This window comes from Marinobacterium rhizophilum DSM 18822, assembly GCF_000378045.1.
GTDB classification, from domain to species: domain Bacteria; phylum Pseudomonadota; class Gammaproteobacteria; order Pseudomonadales; family Balneatricaceae; genus Marinobacterium_A; species Marinobacterium_A rhizophilum.
In genome coordinates this window covers 87,005-105,988 of the sequence record NZ_KB899102.1, presented here as the reverse complement: position 1 = coordinate 105,988, position 18,984 = coordinate 87,005, and the positions used below count along the sequence as shown (strand labels likewise).

Annotated in this window: 21 protein-coding genes; 9 read left to right on the top strand and 12 right to left on the bottom strand. The window is 59.3% G+C overall.

The window, feature by feature from the left end; all coding sequences use genetic code 11:
• Positions 1 to 22 precede the first annotated feature (22 nt).
• The 7 genes from urtE to urtA all read right to left on the bottom strand — a co-directional run bounded on the left by urtE (position 23) and on the right by urtA (position 6,106).
• Entirely contained in the window at positions 23 to 718 is a 696-nt protein-coding gene (urtE, locus tag F451_RS0115460; RefSeq protein ID WP_020682298.1) for an urea ABC transporter ATP-binding subunit UrtE, read from the bottom strand.
• A gap of 3 nt (positions 719 to 721) precedes the next feature.
• A complete protein-coding gene (locus F451_RS28845) occupies positions 722 to 940 on the bottom strand; it encodes a hypothetical protein (protein WP_020682297.1) in 219 nt (72 codons plus the stop codon).
• A gap of 3 nt (positions 941 to 943) precedes the next feature.
• Positions 944 to 1,162: an ATP-binding cassette domain-containing protein gene (locus F451_RS0115450; RefSeq protein WP_020682296.1), complete on the bottom strand. Its 219-nt coding sequence runs from the start codon at positions 1,160 to 1,162 to the stop codon at positions 944 to 946.
• A gap of 3 nt (positions 1,163 to 1,165) precedes the next feature.
• Positions 1,166 to 2,005 carry an urea ABC transporter ATP-binding protein UrtD gene (gene urtD / locus F451_RS0115445; protein WP_020682295.1) on the bottom strand — a complete coding sequence of 280 codons (840 nt, stop codon included), beginning with the start codon at positions 2,003 to 2,005 and terminating at the stop codon, positions 1,166 to 1,168.
• Positions 2,002 to 3,090: an urea ABC transporter permease subunit UrtC gene (urtC, locus tag F451_RS0115440; RefSeq protein ID WP_020682294.1), complete on the bottom strand. Its 1,089-nt coding sequence runs from the start codon at positions 3,088 to 3,090 to the stop codon at positions 2,002 to 2,004. Before urtC ends, urtD begins: the two co-directional genes overlap by 4 nt.
• Positions 3,091 to 3,095: 5 nt before the next feature.
• Complete coding sequence (urtB, locus tag F451_RS0115435) at positions 3,096 to 4,730, bottom strand: urea ABC transporter permease subunit UrtB (protein WP_051103949.1); 1,635 nt, start codon at positions 4,728 to 4,730, stop codon at positions 3,096 to 3,098.
• 77 nt (positions 4,731 to 4,807) lie between these two features.
• On the bottom strand, positions 4,808 to 6,106 hold the full coding sequence (gene urtA / locus F451_RS0115430; protein WP_020682292.1) for an urea ABC transporter substrate-binding protein: 1,299 nt from the start codon (positions 6,104 to 6,106) through the stop codon (positions 4,808 to 4,810).
• Positions 6,107 to 6,502: 396 nt separating this feature from the next.
• On the opposite strand from urtA, the gene F451_RS0115425 reads away from it, so the two are divergent.
• The 3 genes from F451_RS0115425 (at position 6,503) to F451_RS0115415 (ending at position 8,283) form a co-directional block, all read left to right on the top strand.
• The gene (locus F451_RS0115425) at positions 6,503 to 6,712 is read left to right on the top strand and encodes a DUF2788 domain-containing protein (protein ID WP_020682291.1); all 210 of its coding nucleotides are present in this window, start codon (positions 6,503 to 6,505) and stop codon (positions 6,710 to 6,712) included.
• A 72-nt stretch (positions 6,713 to 6,784) separates the two neighbouring features.
• Positions 6,785 to 7,357, top strand: coding sequence for a LemA family protein (locus F451_RS0115420; protein WP_020682290.1), 573 nt, complete (start codon positions 6,785 to 6,787; stop codon positions 7,355 to 7,357).
• Entirely contained in the window at positions 7,357 to 8,283 is a 927-nt protein-coding gene (locus tag F451_RS0115415) for a GIDE domain-containing protein (RefSeq protein WP_020682289.1), read from the top strand. Before F451_RS0115420 ends, F451_RS0115415 begins: the two co-directional genes overlap by 1 nt.
• 45 nt (positions 8,284 to 8,328) lie before the next feature.
• Here the strand turns inward: F451_RS0115415 and F451_RS25715 are convergent, their stop codons facing one another.
• The gene (locus F451_RS25715; RefSeq protein ID WP_020682288.1) at positions 8,329 to 8,862 is read right to left on the bottom strand and encodes a HugZ family pyridoxamine 5'-phosphate oxidase; all 534 of its coding nucleotides are present in this window, start codon (positions 8,860 to 8,862) and stop codon (positions 8,329 to 8,331) included.
• A gap of 214 nt (positions 8,863 to 9,076) precedes the next feature.
• Between F451_RS25715 and F451_RS0115405 the strand changes: the two genes are divergently transcribed.
• The 4 genes from F451_RS0115405 to F451_RS0115385 all read left to right on the top strand — a co-directional run bounded on the left by F451_RS0115405 (position 9,077) and on the right by F451_RS0115385 (position 14,112).
• Positions 9,077 to 9,493, top strand: a complete 417-nt coding sequence (locus F451_RS0115405) for a hypothetical protein (RefSeq protein WP_020682287.1) — start codon at positions 9,077 to 9,079, stop codon at positions 9,491 to 9,493.
• 117 nt (positions 9,494 to 9,610) lie between these two features.
• Positions 9,611 to 10,459, top strand: a complete 849-nt coding sequence (kdsA, locus tag F451_RS0115400) for a 3-deoxy-8-phosphooctulonate synthase (protein WP_020682286.1) — start codon at positions 9,611 to 9,613, stop codon at positions 10,457 to 10,459.
• 211 nt (positions 10,460 to 10,670) lie between these two features.
• The gene (locus tag F451_RS26785; RefSeq protein WP_338040033.1) at positions 10,671 to 12,626 is read left to right on the top strand and encodes an SUMF1/EgtB/PvdO family nonheme iron enzyme; all 1,956 of its coding nucleotides are present in this window, start codon (positions 10,671 to 10,673) and stop codon (positions 12,624 to 12,626) included.
• Positions 12,627 to 12,720: 94 nt separating this feature from the next.
• Complete coding sequence (locus F451_RS0115385) at positions 12,721 to 14,112, top strand: DUF4139 domain-containing protein (protein WP_020682283.1); 1,392 nt, start codon at positions 12,721 to 12,723, stop codon at positions 14,110 to 14,112.
• A gap of 69 nt (positions 14,113 to 14,181) precedes the next feature.
• On the opposite strand, the gene F451_RS0115380 is transcribed toward F451_RS0115385, so the two are convergent.
• The gene (locus tag F451_RS0115380) at positions 14,182 to 14,580 is read right to left on the bottom strand and encodes a tetratricopeptide repeat protein (RefSeq protein ID WP_240476497.1); all 399 of its coding nucleotides are present in this window, start codon (positions 14,578 to 14,580) and stop codon (positions 14,182 to 14,184) included.
• Between the two features lie 205 nt (positions 14,581 to 14,785).
• Between F451_RS0115380 and cysK the strand changes: the two genes are divergently transcribed.
• Positions 14,786 to 15,754 (top strand): cysteine synthase A, encoded by a 969-nt coding sequence (cysK, locus tag F451_RS0115375; RefSeq protein ID WP_020682281.1) that lies wholly within the window; start codon positions 14,786 to 14,788, stop codon positions 15,752 to 15,754.
• A gap of 104 nt (positions 15,755 to 15,858) precedes the next feature.
• Here the strand turns inward: cysK and F451_RS0115370 are convergent, their stop codons facing one another.
• The 3 genes from F451_RS0115370 to F451_RS0115360 all read right to left on the bottom strand — a co-directional run bounded on the left by F451_RS0115370 (position 15,859) and on the right by F451_RS0115360 (position 18,466).
• Positions 15,859 to 16,056 carry a hypothetical protein gene (locus tag F451_RS0115370; RefSeq protein WP_020682280.1) on the bottom strand — a complete coding sequence of 66 codons (198 nt, stop codon included), beginning with the start codon at positions 16,054 to 16,056 and terminating at the stop codon, positions 15,859 to 15,861.
• A gap of 215 nt (positions 16,057 to 16,271) precedes the next feature.
• Positions 16,272 to 17,138, bottom strand: a complete 867-nt coding sequence (locus F451_RS0115365) for a sulfurtransferase (RefSeq protein WP_020682279.1) — start codon at positions 17,136 to 17,138, stop codon at positions 16,272 to 16,274.
• A 32-nt stretch (positions 17,139 to 17,170) separates the two neighbouring features.
• Positions 17,171 to 18,466 (bottom strand): tryptophan--tRNA ligase, encoded by a 1,296-nt coding sequence (locus F451_RS0115360; protein WP_020682278.1) that lies wholly within the window; start codon positions 18,464 to 18,466, stop codon positions 17,171 to 17,173.
• A gap of 244 nt (positions 18,467 to 18,710) precedes the next feature.
• Between F451_RS0115360 and F451_RS0115355 the strand changes: the two genes are divergently transcribed.
• Positions 18,711 to 18,944, top strand: coding sequence for a DUF2789 domain-containing protein (locus tag F451_RS0115355; RefSeq protein ID WP_026291801.1), 234 nt, complete (start codon positions 18,711 to 18,713; stop codon positions 18,942 to 18,944).
• The last annotated feature ends 40 nt before the right edge of the window (positions 18,945 to 18,984 follow it).

The window sequence follows — 18,984 nt, the reverse complement described above, 5'->3', positions numbered from 1 at the left end:
CATACTGAGTACCGATCCCGGGTCACACCGTAAGGTATTGGCGTATCAGGCTGTCGTCCAGCTCGCCCATGGCGCCGGTCGCGACACTGCGGCCTCTGTCCAGAATACAGAAATGATCGGCCACCTTGCGCGCGAACGGCAGTTTTTGCTCCACCAGCAGGACGGTAAGACCGAACTCGCGATTCAGGTGGCGGATGATATCACCGATTTCCTGTACCACATTGGGCTGAATGCCTTCGGTGGGCTCATCGAGTATCAGCAGCTGCGGATCCACCACCAGCGCCCGGCCGATCGCGAGCTGCTGTTGCTGTCCCCCCGACAGGTCTCCGCCGCGACGGTTCAACATCTGCTTGAGTACCGGGAACAGCTCGAAGATGTAATCCGGTATCTTGCGGTCTCCCCGCTTGCGTACCGGCAGGCCGACCTGCAGATTTTCCTCCACGCTCAGCAACGGGAAAATCTGCCGCCCCTGGGGGACATACCCCACCCCCAGACGCGGACGCTGCTCTACCGAGCGCGTCAGCAAATCCTGCCCCGCGAGTTCGATCTGGCCACTTTTCACCGCCTGGTGACCCATGATGCATTGCAACAGAGTGGTTTTACCCACCCCATTGCGCCCCATCAGTACAGTGCATTTTCCTTTGGGAACGTCGAGTGCCACGTCCCAAAGGGTATGGCTTTCACCGTAGAACTGGTTAAGACCTTTGACTTTGAGCATGTCCTATTCCCCGAGGTAAACTTCAACGGCGCCAGGCGGGTTAGCCCGCACCCGATCCATGGAACCCTCTGCAAACAGTCCGACCACCGGCTCATCGGTCGCGCCATTACGGCTCCCTTTCATATTGAGCACAGTACACTTTTCTTTGGGAACGTCGAGTGCCACGTCCCAAAGGGTATGGCTTTCACCGTAGAACTGGTTAAGACCTTCGACTTTGAGCATGTCCTATTCCCCGAGGTAAACTTCAACGGCGCCAGGCGGGTTAGCCCGCACCCGATCCATGGAACCCTCTGCAAACAGTCCGACGACCGGCTCATCGGTCGCGCCATTACGGCTCCCTTTCATATTGAGCACAGTACACTTGCCTTTGGGCACATCCAGCTCCACGTCCCAAAGGGTATGGCTTTCACCGTAGAACTGGTTAAGACCTTTGACTTTGAGCATGTCCTATTCCCCGAGGTAAACTTCAACGACCTTGCGATTGTCCTGCACCTGGGCCATGGTGCCTTCGGCCAGCACGGAGCCCTGATGCAGCACGGTCACGGTACGGTCCTTGCCCGCCAGGTTGCGCACAAAGTCCATGTCATGCTCCACCACCACCACCGAATGTTCGCCGGCGAGGGAGATCAGCAGCTCCGCGGTCCGGTCCATTTCCTGATGCGTCATGCCGGCCACCGGCTCATCCACCAACAGCAGACGCGGGCGCTGCATCAGCAGCATGCCAATCTCCAGCCACTGTTTCTGGCCATGGGACAGGCTGCCGGCCCGCAGTGCGCCCTGTTCGCCAAGCCCAATCATGTCCAGCACATGGTGCAGGTGATCGCGCTGCTCACCACTGAGCTTGCCCCTGATAATTGACCAGAGACCGCGGTCCCCCTCCATGGACAGTTCCAGGTTTTCAACCACCGAAAGGAATTCGAACACCGTGGGCTTTTGGAATTTGCGTCCAATCCCCGCCTGGGCAATGGCGGGCTCGTCCAGCTCCAGCAGGTTGATGGTCTGACCAAACCAGGCCGAACCACTGTCGGGTGTCGTTTTGCCGGTGATGATATCCATCATCGTGGTCTTGCCCGCGCCATTGGGGCCGATAATGCAGCGCAGCTCACCATCATTGATGTACAGATTGAGATCATTGATGGCCTTGAAGCCATCAAAGCTGACGGATATCCCTTCCAGATACAGCAGCACATTGTGGCTGGCATCGATATTGGGATGCCGCCCTGCCTGCATGAAGGGATAGACATGCTCGCGGTCGAGTATTTGCTCAAATACGGTTGTCACACTCATGCGCTAGCCTCCTTGCGACGCAGCAGACCGGTAATGCCACGCGGCAACAGCAACGTAACCAGAACGAAGAGCCCACCGAGTGCGAACAACCAGACTTCCGGCAGTTCGGCGGTGAAGTAGGACTTGGCGTAGTTGATCACCAGGGCACCGACCACAGCGCCATACAGGGTTGCACGCCCACCCACGGCCACCCAGACCACCACTTCGATGGAATTAAGCGGCGAAAACTCACCGGGGTTGATAATGCCGACCTGAGGGACATAGAGCGCACCGGCCACACCGGCCAGCATGGCCGACACGGTAAAGACGCCCAGTTTCACGTTCTCGACCCGATAGCCAATAAAGCGCGCGCGGGACTCGGCATCACGGATCGCCACACAGACCCGCCCAAGGCGGCCGGCCATCAGCACGCGGCACAGCAGGTAACCCAGTGCCAGCGCCAGCGCCGAGGCGACAAAGAGGCCGAGCCGGGTCACATCGGACTGCAGATCGAAACCCAGCAGTTCCTTGAAGTCGGTCAGGCCGTTGTTGCCACCAAAGCCCATTTCGTTACGAAAGAACGCCAGCATCAAGGCATAGGTCAGCGCCTGGGTGATAATCGACAGATAGACCCCCGACACCCGCGAGCGGAATGCCAGCGCACCAAACACGAAGGCCAGCACACCCGGTACCAGCAGAATCATCAGGGCAGCGAACCAGAACTGATCAAACCCGCTCCAGAACCAGGGCAGCGCATCCCAGTTCAGAAACACCATGAAGTCCGGCAGGTCGGGATTACCGTATACACCCCGATCACCGATCTGGCGCATCAGGTACATACCCATGGCATACCCGCCCAGGGCGAAAAACGCCGCATGGCCGAGCGTCAGTATGCCCAGATAGCCCCACACCAGATCGACCGCCACCGCCAGCAGCGCCAGGGTCAGGTACTTGCCCATCAATGTCACGGTATAGGTGGGAATGTGCAGCAGGTGATCCGGCGGCAGCATGAGGTTCAGCAGGGGCACCGCAATAACCAGCACCAGCAGCACGCCGAGCAGAATCTGGCCGCCGCGATCCCCCTTGAGAGCATTCATAATCAACATGTCTATCAGCCCTCAGCAGCACGGCCACGCTGCGGAAAGAGCCCGCGCGGTCGTTTTTGGATGAACAGAATGATGAATACCAGCACCAGAATCTTCGCGAGCACGGCACCGGCCCAGGGCTCCAGTACCTTGTTGGCAATACCCAGGCTAAGCCCCGCCACCAGGGTCCCCCAGAGGTTACCGACGCCACCAAAGACCACCACCATGAACGAATCGATGATGTAGGCCTGGCCGAGGTTGGGACCCACGTTGGTCAGCTGCGACAGTGCCACACCGGCCACACCGGCCACACCGGACCCCAGACCAAAGGTCATGGCATCCACCCATTTGGAACGTACGCCCATGGCACGGGCCATGGCGCGGTTCTGGGAAACGGCGCGCACTTGCAATCCCAGCGACGTGCGCTTGAGCACCATCACCAGGGCCACGAACACCAGCAGACAGAACAGAATGATGTACAGGCGGCTCAGGGTCAGTGACAGTACGGGGTTGATCTCCACCATGCCACTCATCCACTCCGGCGTGGACACCGAGCGGTTCAGCGGCGAGAAAACCGACCGAACCGCCTGCTGCAGAATCAGGCTGATACCAAAGGTCGCCAGCAGGGTTTCCAGCGGGCGGCCGTACAGAAAACGAATCACGCCACGCTCGATAGCGACACCCACCAGCGCCGACACCATGAAGGCCGCCGGAATGGCCACCAGGATCGACGCCCCCAGATGGTTGGGCATCAGCTGCTGAATGACGTAGGTGGTATAAGCGCCCAGCATGATCAGCTCGCCATGGGCCATGTTAATCACCCCCATGACACCAAAGGTAATGGCCAGACCGATACCGGCCAGTACCAGCACCGACCCCAGGCTGATACCGAAATAGAGGGTCTCAACCATGCCGTACCAACGTATCTGCTCGTCGATACCATTAAGTGCCAGTTGGGCCTTCTGTTTGACCACCGGGCTTGCGTCGGTCTCGGCAACCTGGGTCAGGGCCGAGCGTACCGGCGGTTCCAGTGAACCTTCGACCCGCTCTACAGCTAGCAGACGGGCGGCTTCATCGCCATTCTTAAGATCGTTCACCGCCAGCGCGATAGAAATCAGCTCACGTACGGCGCTGACCGGCTCCGCACCGATACGTTTGCGCAGCACGGCCACGGATTCGTCACTCAGCTCGCCAAGCAGCTTGCGCACGGCATCCTCGCGCTGTTTGGGGTCTTCGGACTTGAGTCCGATCTCCGCCAGGGCAAGGCCGATCTGGCCACGCATCAGGTTATTAAGCGTGACCTTTTTGAAATCCCGGGTTTTCTCAATCACTACAGCCGTTGCATCCAGCAGGTCGGTGGCCTGGGCCCCTGTCTCGGCCAATGGAATGCTAAACAGCCTGTCGTCCTTCTTGCGGTAATAAAGCTCGCCATCCTTAATCAGACGCAGAATCTCTTCGGTTCGCGGATGGCCGGATTCAACCAGCAGTGCCACCGCGCGCGCCTTGTCGTCGAATTTCTTAACCAGCAGCGCGCTCACCTGCGCCAGGATTTCATCCTTTTCAGCGGACCTGGCATCCAGCGAAAGCGACAACAGGACCGTTACGCACATCCAGAGCACGAAAAACGGTAGCAGTCTGACCACAGATCTGGGCAAGGGCATGCTGTTCTCCCAACAGTTCAATCAAACGGGACCCGGCAGCGGCCGAACCCCGTCACAACTCCTCAAGTCATCTCAGATCAGAAATTCTGACCCGAACACTTGGCCGTTTTGGTGTTGTAGTTGCCGCAGGACAGCGGCGCGCGCCAGTCGGCAATGATGTCCCTGGAGCCTTCCAGATAGTCGGACCATGCATCACCCGCCACGGTACCGGAGGTCTGCCAGACCACTTCGAACTGGCCGTCATCCTGAATCTCGCCGATCATCACCGGCTTGGTAATGTGGTGGTTGGGCATCATGGTGGAATAACCGCCGGTCAGGTTGGGTACCGCAACGCCGATAATGGATTCCTGCACCGCCTTGGGATCGGTTGTGCCGGCCTTCTTCACCGCCTCGATCCACATGTTGAAGCCGATGTAGTGTGCCTCCATCGGATCGTTGGATACCCGTTTCTCATCCTTGGTATAGGCGTGCCAGCTCTCGATGAAGCTGTCATTGGTCTCGGCATCCACGCTCATGAAGTAGTTCCAGGCCGCCAGATGGCCGACCAGCGGCGCGGTATCGATACCGGACAACTCTTCTTCACCCACGGAGAAGGCAACCACCGGAATATCACCGGCGGCAACACCCTGGGAACCCAGTTCCTTGTAAAACGGTACGTTGGCGTCGCCATTAATGGTGGACACGACCGCAGTTTTTTTGCCTTCGGAACCGAATTTCTTGATATCAGACACGATGGACTGCCAGTCGGAATGCCCGAACGGCGTGTAGTTGATCATGATGTCTTCAGGCGCCACGCCCTTGGCCTTGAGGTAGGCTTCCAGGATTTTGTTGGTGGTACGCGGATAGACGTAGTCGGTACCCGCCAGTACCCAGCGCTCGACACCCAGATCGTTCATCAGGTAATCCACCGCAGGTACTGCCTGCTGGTTAGGCGCAGCGCCCGTATAAAAGACGTTTTTAGAGGACTCCTCACCTTCATACTGCACGGGGTAAAACATGATGCTGTCCAGCTCTTCAACGACCGGCAGCACGGACTTGCGTGAAACCGACGTCCAGGCGCCGAAGATGGCATCCACACCATTTTTCTCAATCAGCTCACGCGCTTTTTCAGCAAACAACGGCCAGTTGGAAGCGGGATCCACCACCACAGGCTCAAGCTGCTTGCCCAGCAGGCCACCTTTCTTGTTCTGCTCTTCGATCAGCATCAGCATGGTGTCTTTGAGCGTGGTTTCGCTGATGGCCATGGTGCCCGACAGGGAATGCAGGATACCGACCTTGATCGTGTCCTCTGCCGCGACCGCGACATTCATTGACACCGACAGTGCCAATGCAGACAGAGTACCGATTACAGCGGACTTGGAAGCCTTTGTTTTCATCTACAGTCACCCCTTGCGATTAAAAAGTGTGTCAGTCTGAAACATGCGCTCAGTTCCAGTGCAAGGGTGGTGCCAGCTACGAATAACCGTTTCAATAATGCGACAATTACACAGGATCAAGCCTGGTTTCGATCGTCGCCTTAATTGCCCGCGAGACAAGATGCACTCGCTTGGTGCGCGAAACTCCTTCCGTCGGTAATCCCGCCCCTTCGTGGAGCACAGCGCCGTAACAATGGCGCCTCTTAATAGGACATGGGTGAGAGAGCATTCTCCGTGATGATAAATGTCCTGCGGACGCACTCTTTTTGAACAGCAACCCAGTCCCACAAAGGCCACATTTGCTGTACAATCGCCGACCAATTCTGACCCTCTGTCTGTCTTTTCAAGGAGCAAATTGTGCGTCTGGCCGAAATGGAGTCTATCGCGCTGAACATTGGCCTGGTCCTGTTCGCCGCCTTTGTATTTTTCATCATTTATGACCTGGCGAAGAAATCCAACGCCGGCAAGTTTGGCACCGTCATACTCTTCGGCGCCCTCGGCCTCGGGCTGGCCGCCTTTTTGGTCAAGACCCTGGTGGTCGAAATGATGGGAGGCGGTCAGGTCTGACCACCGGTACTGCGCTCAGCCCCTGGATCGGGTGCGCTATAGTGCTCAGGTAAACAAGCAAGGAAGACATCCATGGATCCGATTACGCTTATTCTTCTGGCCGGCGCCGTACTGCTGGCGTTATATGGCATCTCGCTCTACAACAACCTGGTTCGCCTCAAGCACAATGTGTCAAAGGCCTGGGCCAATATCGATGTACTGCTCAAGCAACGCCACGACGAACTGCCCAAACTGGTCGAAACCTGCAAGCAGTACATGGGCTTTGAGCAGCAAACCCTGGAAGCCGTGATGAAGGCCCGTAATGCCGTGGCCCAGGCGCGCGAAGCGCAGGACATTAGGGCCGTTGGCAAGGCTGAAACCCAGATGAGGTTTGGTCTTGGCAACCTGTTTGCCGTGGCCGAAGCCTATCCGGACCTCAAGACCAGCGAGACCTTTCAGCACCTGCAGGGGCGCATTACCGGCCTTGAAAGCGGTATTGCCGACCGGCGTGAGTTCTACAACGAATCGGTGAACCTCAACAACATCCGTATCGAACAGTTTCCCGACAGCCTGATCGCCGGCAAATTCGGCTTCAAGGCCGCAGACCTGCTGGAATTCGAGGATGCACACAAAGCCGACGTGAATATCAAGGCCCTGTTCGGCTGATGCTGCTGGATACCTCCACGCTGGAGCGGCATGAAGTCGTGATCGCCCTGGGTGTGAGTTGTGCCGTGGTCCTGGCCGGCTTCTGGTTCGGCTTTCGCTGTCTCAAACGTTACCGCCTGATCGCAGACACGCCGACCGCCCGAGTGCAGTCCGCGCACCAGGGCTATGTAGAACTGCAGGGTCAGGCCCTGCCCAGCCCCAATGGCCTGCTCCACGCCCCGCTCACCGGGCGTGAATGTGTCTGGTATCACTACAAGGTCGAACGGGAAAAAGGCAGCGGCAAGAATCGCCGCTGGGTCTGTGAGCGCGAAGGCACCTCGGACGCATGGTTTCAGCTGGATGACCAGAGCGGTATCTGCCAGATCGACCCCGAAGGCGCCGAGGTCAAGGCGGCGTTACGCAAGCGCTGGCACGGCCACACCCCGATGCCCGCTGGCGGGCCACCGGATCAGCGTACCGGCTTTCGCTTCAATGTACGTTTTGGTGCCAGCCGCTACCGCTATCTCGAAGAACTGATCCTGGAATACGAAACGGTCTACGCCCTGGGCCGGTTTCAAAGTCTGGGGGGCGGGCGCGACCAACTGGATCAGACCCGGGAGACTGGCGAGCTCATTCGCCAGTGGAAAGCGGACTACCAACAGCTGCTGGCACGCTTTGACAGTAACCGCAACGGACAGCTGGATCCGGATGAATGGGAACAAGTGCAAACCCGGGCCCGCAAAGAGGTGATGGTACGCCAGAAGGAATTGCACAGACTCCCCACGGTCCATGTACTGATGCGTCCGGACGAATCGGATCAGCCCTACCTGCTGTCCACCTACGACGAAGAAAAGCTGGCCCAGCGCTATCGCTGGTTCGCCTATGGCTGTTTTGTCGCCCTCCTCGCTGCCAGCTGGGTTGCCGGCGAGATGCTGCAGGCGCTCTGAAGCCAGGCATAGCGGTGCCGACGGCACTTGCAGGATGATCCCAGGCTACTTGCCCGACCGTCCCGGTGACCGGCCCCGCAGCCGGTCGGCGTCAATATGCCGCAACACGCCACTGGCCACATCCAGTTCATAGGCGCGGCCAAACCCAACGACATAGGTGCCGGACTGGGGCGCCAGCGCCAGCAGGTGGAAATCCGCCAGGCTGCGAAGCTGCTGTATCAACGGCCCGAATCGCGCCTGCATGCGCTGTAAAATCGCATCGTAGCATGGCTCATCCGGCTTGATTTCCTCGGCCCGGCAACGCAACGTCAGACGTTCGCGGGCAAACAGGTTGCTCGCCTCGGACTCCGGCTGGATCAGCATCACCGAGGCTGAGGGCTCCCGCAGCAGGTTGCCGGTGTGAGCCGCCAGTGTACTGACAAAGATGCAGAAGCGCCCCTGGTCATCCCGTACGAAGGGGGCATAACTGATATCCGCCTGGCCATTGGCAGCCACCGTGGCCAGAGACAGCGTTGCCATCGAGTCGATAAGCGCCTCATATCCGGCCTGTATGGCCGCCTGCTGCTTTGTTAAGTCCATCCATCCGTCCGGTATTCTTGACTATCTGTTATTCCAGTGGGTTAGGGGCCGACCAACGGGGTGCCACCGACTAATCCCTGCAAATTTCTGTTCAGGTTACTTTCACCCTGGCCGATATACTCTATGTACAAGGGCGCCACTGGACAAGCACAGGGACCTGCAATAACCCGTGCTGATACAAGGGCCTTGAGTCATCTGATCTGCGGAGGTTGTCATGAACAACCAGCCATGCTTTATCCGCCATCCCGACGAGATCCCGCTCGAAGTTCAGGTCGTTGAACACAGCTGCGATACTGCAAACACACCCATGCCGCTCGGCCTGGTGTGCAGGTCGGCCGCCATGCTGGCCACAGGACAACAGGTCAACATTAGCATCCGCGATAATGCCCATACGCCCGCCATCACCGGCCAGATTGAATGGTGCCGCGCCCATCAGGACCATTACGAGCTGCACATCCGTTTTGCCAACGACGAACACGCCCAGCGCATGCGCATGTTCGAGCAAGTCTGCCATATTCGCTATTACCGCCAGTGGGTGCAGGATCAGCAGGGGCGCACCCTGAGTGAAGACGAAGCCGCGCTGGAATGGATTGCCAAATATGCCGCACTTTTCCCGTCGAATAACTTATAATCCAGCCTTTAAGTCAGGCCCATAAAGCCCCGACCTGCGGCCACGCGGGCCCCATGTTCAGGGAACCTGTGAATAAGTCTCTGGCTTCCAAAAGAACTCCGGCTACGGTAGGTAAACATGCAGCAGAAAGTCATTCGCGTAGGTGAAATTGAAATCGCCAACGACAAACCCATGGTTTTGTTCGGTGGCATGAATGTGCTGGAATCCCGCGATCTGGCGCTGAAAATCGCCGAACACTACGTTGAAGTCACCACCAAACTCGGCATTCCCTATGTCTTCAAGGCTTCCTTCGACAAGGCCAACCGCTCGTCACTGGGTTCGTTTCGCGGACCGGGCCTGGATGAAGGCCTGAAAATTCTGCAGGAAGTCAAAAATACCTTCAATGTGCCGCTGATTACCGATGTTCACGAGCCCGCCCAGGCGGCGCCGGCGGCAGAAGTCTGCGATATTATCCAGCTGCCGGCATTTTTGTCGCGCCAGACCGACCTGGTCAGTGCAATGGCCAAAACCCAGGCTGTCATCAATATCAAGAAGGCCCAGTTCCTGGCGCCGCACGAAATGAAGCATATCCTGCACAAATGCGAGGACGCCGGAAATGACCGGCTGATTCTGTGCGAGCGCGGCAGCAGCTTTGGTTACAACAACCTGGTGGTCGACATGCTGGGCTTTACCATCATGAAGGAGTTCGGCTACCCGGTCATGTTCGATGCAACCCACGCCCTGCAGATGCCGGGCGGTCGCTCCGATTCGGCCGACGGGCGCCGCGCCATGGTTGCCCAGCTGTCCCGCGCAGGCCTGTCCCAGGGCATCGCCGGGCTCTTCCTTGAAGCCCACCCCGACCCGGAGAAGGCAAAATGTGATGGTCCTTGCGCTCTCCCCCTCGCCAAGCTCGAACCTTACCTCGCCCAGATGAAGGCCGTGGACGAGCTGGTCAAGAGCTTTGATCCGCTGGATACCTCTGCCTGATCCACTTCAGGACCAGAGCAACGGCCTGAGTACTAAAAGCAAAGGCGCCCCGCGGGGCGCTTTTGCGCTTTCTGGCCCAGGCACGCGTGAGCGACTGTGTTCAAGCTTACATACCCTCAAGGGATGTTGAATTCAAAGGTCATTCCTGGGCTATCATGGGAGCTTATTCTTGGTATAAAGCGCATCACAGCACCGTGAAACGGAGGCGTTTCTGGACAGACCCTACACACCGCTGACACCAGGCCAGGTACTGGGCCCCGAACATCACCGATTTCAGCTCAGTGCACGCATAGATGCCCATCCGCTGGGGGAACTCTGGCAGGCACAGGACCTGAGCACGCGTCCGGAAACCCCTGTCACACTGCTGTTAATTGCCCCTGACCTGCAGGGCAACACTGCGTTCGTCAATGCATTCAAGAAACAGGTACTGCTGTGCAAGGCTCTGCACCATCCCCATGTGCTCACCAGCTATGGCTACTTCCTTGATAAGGGCGGATGGCTGTTCAGCACCCATGAAGCTGTCGATGGCCTCACGCTGGCCCGGCTGTTCGAGCGCGGCAAGACTGCCAAACTCGCGCCCGCCAAGCAGCGCGCACTGCTCGGCCAACTGGCACAGGCCCTGGATGCAGGGTATCAGGCACTGCGCCAACCCCATGGTTGCCTGAGCCCGGCGCAGGTTTTTATCAATCGCCAGGGCGGTGTCAAACTGTTCGGTTTCGCAGGCCTGGCAGCGCTGCAGGCAGCCGGAAGCCCGGATGAAAGTGTCAGAGCCCGTTATGAAGCCCCCGAAGCGGATATCCCGAGCCGCACCAGTGTGCAGTCGGATCTTTACGCCCTGGGCCTGATCGCACTGCAACTGTTGAGCGGAAGCCTCCCTGTCCGGGCACCCGGTGAACCGCTGAATATTGAAAACCAGGCCCGCCCGAGCAAGGTAACCCCGGCACAGTGGCCACTGCTGCAGCAGGCCCTGGTAACGGACCCAGAGGCGCGCCCCAAAGGGGCCGCACGCTGGGTGCAGCAATTATTCAGCCCGCCCGAATCCGCAACTCCCACAGCACCCAATGAGACGGCACCCACGCTCCCACCCAACGCCTCAGGTGCAGGCATACCCAACAACCCCGCGCACTACTGGCAGCGACTGAAGGGCTGGATAACCCCGAGCCGCCTGTCCGGCGCCGCACTTTTCATTGCCGGACTTTTGCTCGGCATCTGGCTCGGGCTCAGGCTGGGTCAACCCTCAGTCAACCCGCTGCAGCAGCAGTTACAGCGTCTGGCAGAACAAAACGCCGAGCTGGCAACGGCCCTGGAGGCCTTGAGAAGCGCCACGCCGAATAGCACTGCGCCCGAGGCAGGTTCACTGCAGCCCGCGAGCGCTGAAGCCGACAAGCGCTTTCGGGGTGATAGAACGACGCCGGGCGGGTTTTTCTTTGATGCGCTGGAACAGGGTGATTACGGTCCGGAAATGGTGCACCTGCCCCGCGGCACCTTTCTGATGGGCGCCGAGTCGCGCCAAAGCGATGACAATGAAAGGCCGATGCACGAGGTCAGCATCGCTCACGCAGTCGCCCTCGCGCGCCATGAAGTGACCTTCGAAGACTATGACCGCTTTGCCGCGGCCACCGGCCGGGCCAAGCCCGATGACAATGGCTGGGGCCGGGGCCGGCAACCGGTGATCAATGTCAGTTGGGAAGATGCCAGCCGCTACGCGCAGTGGCTCGCCCGTGAAACCGGCCAACCCTACCGCCTGCCGAGCGAAGCCGAATGGGAATACGCCGCCCGCGCCGGAACCCAGAGCGCCTATTGGTGGGGCGATGAACTTGGTAGCGGATTCGCGGTCTGTGACGAGTGCGGTAGTGAATGGGATGGCAAGCAGCCGGCTCCGGTCGGCAGTCTTGAGGCCAACCCCTGGGGATTGTTCGACCTCAATGGCAACGTCGATGAATGGGTGCAGGACTGCTACGTCGATAATCATAGGGATGCACCACGCAACGGTTCCGCCCGCCAGCAAAGCGGCTGCGAATACCGCGTGATGCGAGGCGGCTCCTGGTTCGATATCGGCCGCCTGGTGCGGTCCTCCAGTCGCTATCGCAATCCTCCCGGCGGCCTGAGCTCCAGCTGGGGGTTTCGTGTTGCGGTGGACCTGCCGACCGAGACGCCCGCGCAATAATCAAGTAGCGGCATCTAGGTCGTAACAGTCACTCACTAGAGCCGAGGCCCGAGGATGAGCCCGGCCCTGTTGTCTAAAACATGGAGTACGTTGAATGAAAGCCCGTTACAGCACCCCTGTCGCCCTCCTGGTGACGCTGAGTGCGCACCTGAACGCAGCAACACCGCTGAGCATTGATGCCCACGCCCAGAAAGACCTGACACTCACGGTGTACAACCAGAACCTTGGGCTGGTGCGGGACAGTCGCGCCCTGCCGGCTCTTGCCCCCGGCCAGGCTGTCGTCATCCAGGATGTCAGCCGGCAAATGCAGACCGAAACGCTGTCCATCAAGGGAGCCGGTCAGATCCTGGAACAGAACCTCAACACCAACCTGCTGTCGCATCAATCCCTGCTGCGCTACTACCTCGGGCAGGACCTTCAGCTGGCCAGGCGCAACCCCGCCAACGGCGATGAAAGCCTCACGCAGGTCACTCTGCTGAGCATCGAGGGCGATCGCGCCCTGGTGCGCCATGACAGCCAGATAGAAAGCATTCCGCTGAACGGCGACTGGCGTTTTATCTTCCCCAGCGTGCCGACACACTTGAGCAGTACACCCAGCCTGGAGTTTCGCAGCCAGGGAACCAGCGCCGCGGCGCCAGCGACCTTCAGCTACCTGACAGGCGGCTTGAGCTGGCAGATGGACTATGTAATGACCCTCGATGAAAGCGGCGAGAAAATGTCGCTCGAAGGCCTGGCCACCCTGCACAATTCAACCGGTATCGACTTTGAGAATGCACGCTTTCAGCTGATGGCCGGCACCCTTAACCAGCCTGAACGGGAAACCTATCGCAAGGCCAACATCGCCATGGCCGCCATGGCGTCCGAACCCGACGCCGCACCGGAGGCTTTCGAGGACTATCAGCTCTATACCCTGCCCAACAGCACCAGCCTGCTGGATCAGCAGCAAAAACAGCTGCCGCTGGTGAGCACCGCTGCGCTGGCGGTGAAGCGGGAATACCGGCATGAATTTCTGGCCATGCCGCGCCCGGACAGCCGGCGTCACCGCTCAGCGCCGCAAACCTGGCTCAGCTTTGAGAATGGGGCCGATACGCCGCTGCCCGGCGGGGCTGTGCGTACCTTTGCCCCGGATGAAAACGGCCGCCTGCAATTTATCGGCGGCAGTCGAATCGGCCATACCCCCACAGGACAGGATGTTGAGCTGATGCTCGGCGAAGCCTTTGAACTGAGTGTTGAACGCCAGCAGACCCTGCTCAGCAAGGAGTACGACGGCTACCTGGCTGAGTACGAAGTGCTGGTACGCAACAGCGGCAGCGACGTGAAGACACTGGACCTGGCGGTAAACTTTGCCCAGCCCTGGACACTGGAGCATGCCAGCCTTGAGATGACCGAGAGCCGCGGAGGTCGCGCGCACTGGTCACTGGAGGTCCCGGCAAAAGGTAAAACCGTGCTGCGCTTTCGCGTCAAGCTGAAAAACCCGACTCCCTAACCCCCTAACAGGTTGTTGAAAAGCGGCAGGGTTACCAACCATACCCTTTGACCCTGCCGCCCTCCCTCGTTAAATCTGCGCTTCCCAGCGCTGCGCCGTTTCAAGATCCACGGCCTGACCCAGCTCACCATCCCGGTATACGTCCGCCAGTCGGCGCAGGGCCAGCGGATGCTGCTGCTCGGCAGCGCGGCGATAGTAGTGCAGCGCCTTGGCCGTATCGGCCACGAAGCGGTGTTCAAAGCCCTGCTCGAAAATGCGCCCCATCTGATAGCAGGCCTTGCTGTCACCCTTGTCCGCCGCCAGCTGCAGATAGATGGCTCCCTGAACCCGGTTGGCGATACCGTCACCGCGAAAATGCAGCAAGTGGCCATACACCGACAACGCCCGGCGGTGCCCGTTATCCGCCGCGAGACGAAACAGTTTCATGGCAAGCAAATGCCGGTGGCGCGACGCTTTAAGCCAGCGCATTCTAAAGATCCCGTAGGCCAGCCAAAAGACAACCGGGGCCATAACTTTCATCAACAGCCGCATTCATTACCTCGTTTGTATCATCATTGAGCCCGCGGCAGTCACCGCCTGCGCCTGCCCCGGCCACCAAGCCCTTTCACAAAGCCCCGCGGTTCGCTATAACTGTGCAACGGATTTTACCACCGCCTCAAACACAAGGATCACCATGAAGATATACGAGGACAACTCTTTATCCATTGGCAATACACCGCTGGTGCAACTGAAACAGCTGGCACCCCATGCCAGACTGTACGCCAAGATCGAATCGCGCAACCCGGCAGGCTCGGTAAAATGCCGGATCGGCGCCAACATGGTCTGGGCCGCGGAGAAGTCCGGCCAGCTCAAGCCCGGCATGACCCTGGTTGAACCCACCAGCGGCAACACCGGCGTCGCCCTGGCCTATGTCGCCGCCGCGCGCGGTTACAAACTGGTGCTCACCATGCCCTCCTCCATGAGCATCGAGCGCCGCAAGCTGATGAAAGCGCTGGGAGCAGAGATCTTGCTGACAGAACCCGCCAAGGGCATGAAAGGCGCCATCGCCAAGGCCACGGAGCTGGTCGAGAGCAATCCGCAAACCCATCTGATGCTGCAGCAGTTTGAAAACGCGGCCAATCCCGAGATTCATGAAAAGACCACAGGACCCGAAATCTGGCAGGACACCGATGGCCTGGTCGATGTACTGGTGGCCGGCGTAGGTACCGGCGGCACCATCACCGGCGTATCGCGCTATATCAAACAGACTCAGGGTAAGGCCATCACCAGCGTCGCGGTAGAACCGGTGGACTCGCCCATCATCAGCCAGACCCTCGCCGGCAACGAACTGACACCTGCCCCGCACAAGATACAGGGCATCGGTGCCGGCTTCCTGCCCGGCAACCTGGATCTCGCGCTGGTCGACCAGGTCGAGCAGGTCACCAATGAAGAAGCCATTGCCACTGCCCGGGCACTGATGGAAAAGGAAGGTATTTTGGCGGGTATTTCCTGCGGGGCAGCTGCCTGCGCGGCACTGCGCATTGCCAATGATCCGGCATACGCGGGCCAGCATATCGTCGTGATCCTGCCCGACTCCGGCGAGCGCTATCTTTCGACCGCGCTGTTCGAGGGCATGTTCAGCGACAACGAACTGGTGCAGTAAACAAAAACGCCAGGGGAATGCCCCTGGCGTTTTATATCAGGCCAGACACGCCTGATTTCATGCTGACAAAAACGTGCGCCCTCCGACCGAAGGTCAGCCTCGCATCAGTGAATCATGCTGCGAATCTTTTCGCAGCTGGGGAAGCTCGCCAGGTGATCAGCATGCACCTTGCGGTTACTGGACCGGATCACCGTATACCAGCTGGCTTTGCGCGAGTCGCCGTTGTAGTGTCCATCAATTTCAAAACTTTCACCGTCGACGTCCAGTACGGCGATCTTTCTGATCTGCTCTTTGATCTGCATCCGCCACTCTCCCGTTATTCTTCTATTCAACTGTCAAGTTTAGTCCACCCACCCGGGCAGCGCCCTGAGCCAGAAAAGCCTAGCAACGGCAGGTGACAACGCTGTGCCACTTTTCAAGCCGATTTGTGACAGCAGCAAGATGAATTACAACGAGAATAACGCTGATCAGGTGACGCCTTTTATTGCACGTCTGCGCCAGGCAATGACGCCAGGTATCAGGCAGGACCCGTCGCGACGGGACGTTGCGGATCCTGTATCCATTCACTCCAGGAACCTGGATAAAGTCCGGAACCGTTCAGGCCGGCAATCTGCATGGCCAGCTGATTATGGCAGGCAGTTACGCCGGATCCGCACATGTGCACGACCTGGCGGGCGTTGCGCCCAGCCAGCAGTGCCTCCCACTCCTGCTTCAGCAGCTGGGGACTTTTGAACCGGCCCTGGTCCAGGTTATCGGTCAGCGGGCGGTTAAGTGCGCCCGGTATATGCCCGGCCACGGGATCAATGGGTTCCTGCTCGCCGCGAAAACGCTCCGCACTGCGCGCATCCACGAGGACAAATTGCGCCTGTTGCAGGTTGTCCTGCACCTCGGCAGTGCTGAACACCCCCGTGCCCGACCAGTGCCCCGGCCAGGGCGTCGACTCAAGGTCAGATTCAATGGCGGCGGGAACCTCACGGCTCAGCGTGCCGCCACTGCTGACCCAGGCCCCGATACCACCATCGAACACCGCCACAGAGTCCAGCCCAAGCCCCCGTAACAGCCACCAGGCACGGGCCGCCATGGCGCCAGCGCAGTCATCGTACACCACAACCTGGACCCCGGCCGTAACGCCACAGGCACGCAGACGTGCCACGAGCCGCTCCATGTCCGGCAGCGGGTGCCGGCCGGTACCCGGCGCCACGGCGGAGGCCAGATCCTTGTCCAGATCCAGATAATGCGCACCGCTGATATGGCCCTCGCTGTAAACACGCTGGCCATACTGCCTGTCCGCCAGGCTGAAACGACAGTCCAGCAAGCAGCAGCTCGGGGAATTCTGGGCCAGCAGCTGCGTTAGCTGCTGCGGGCTGACGATGGTACTGAACATGGCGATAGCCTCCGGCAGATCCTCTGACAATACTAGGTGTTCAGAAAAACGGCCAGCTCGTCGTTAAGCACGTCCAGCTCGTTCTGGGCTTTCTGTTTGGCCTTCTTCTTCAGCCCGTCCACCTCGGCCGTTTTCTGCGCGATGATGGCCGCAGCCGCGGCAGGCTTGTCTTCGGCACCGGCCACCTGATCCAGTAACGGCTTGAGCTGCATAAGGATAGCCCGTCGGCGTCCTTCATCCGCCCGCGCGGCAATCTCTGCCAGCTCTTGGGCAGACTTTTCCTTTTTCTTGACTGCGCTGGCCGCCACCGGCGCCTCATAGGTCAGCGGCCGAATACCGGCGGCAATACGCACCTGATCCAGTAACGGCGCGGCCTTGGCGCGGGCCTTTTCGGCCCCTTTTTTCAGTTCCTGTTCCACATGCCCCAGGTCCTTCATCAGCTCGTTGTAACGGCTGCGCGGCGCACTGAGCTTGGCATCGAGAAATTCGAACAGCTGCTTCTTGGCGTCACCCCAGGCAATTCCTTCAAGGAACTGACGGCGCATGACTTCGATCTCGCTGCGATCGGCAAAGCAGCTATACAGCTGAAACAGCGTGCTGCTATCGGGATCCTTGGGCTCGCCGGGGGCACGCAGATCGGTGGTGATCAGATTGATCAGCTTGCGCAATTCGTCGCTGGAGCTGAACAGTGGAATGGTATTGTCGTAGCTCTTGGACATCTTGCGTCCGTCAAGCCCGGGGATCAGCTGTGTCTGCTCATCCACCTGGGCTTCAGGCAGGTTAAACAGCGGCTGGTAGGTGTGGTTGAAACGCCCGGCAATATCCCGCGCCATTTCGATATGCTGGATCTGATCCTTGCCCACCGGAATGATGTCGGCATTGAACATCAGGATATCGGCGGCCATCAGGATCGGATAACTGAACAGCCCCATGGTAACGCCATCGTCCAGGTCCGCATTGCCCGCATCGCGGTTGGCATCGGTGGAGGCCTTGTAGGCATGGGCCCGGTTCATCAGCCCCTTGGACGTCATGCAGGTCAGAATCCAGGTCAGCTCGGTAATCTCGGGGATATCCGTCTGGCGATAGTAGGTCGCCGTATCGGTATCCAGCCCCAACGCGAGCCAGGTCGCTGCGATTTCCCGCGTTGAGCGCGCTACACGCTCCGGATCATGGCACTTGATCAGGGCATGGTAGTCAGCCAGAAAGAAATAGCTGTCCAGTGCCGGGTTGCGGCTGGCGTCGATGGCCGGCTGGATGGCGCCGAGGTAATTGCCGATATGCGGTGTGCCGGACGTGGTGATACCGGTGAGTACTGTTTTTTTGGTCATGGCTCTGTGATGAACTCTTTACAAGCCTGCAGAAAAGGTTGGGCGCTATGATACACAATTCAGCCCGCCGGTGCGCCTGCCCAGCCCCGCCCGGCCGGGCTGAAGCCCCGGCTCTCGAACGCCTGTCGATGCCGGGCCCGGCTTTGACTTTCCCCCGTTACTGAACAAGACTCCAGAGTGCAGGCACAGGGCTATGCGCATCGCCTGTGCGCCACCACCGCAGAACGCATCGCAGGAACTCAGCATGGATACCTCGCAACACAATATGCACAACCTGTTCGAGCAACTTGGCCTGCCCAGCACCGAGCAGGATATCGAGCAGTTTATTCGCACCCACCGGCTGTTCAGCCAGGACATCCGGCTGGATCAGGCCACCTTCTGGACATCGGCACAGGCCGATTTCCTGCGCGAAGCCTTTGTTGAGGATTCGGACTGGTGCGAGGTGGTCGACGAGCTCAACACCCGTCTGCGCAGCTGAGCGGCAGGCTCCGCAACCGCTGAGCTCAACACTTGTCTGG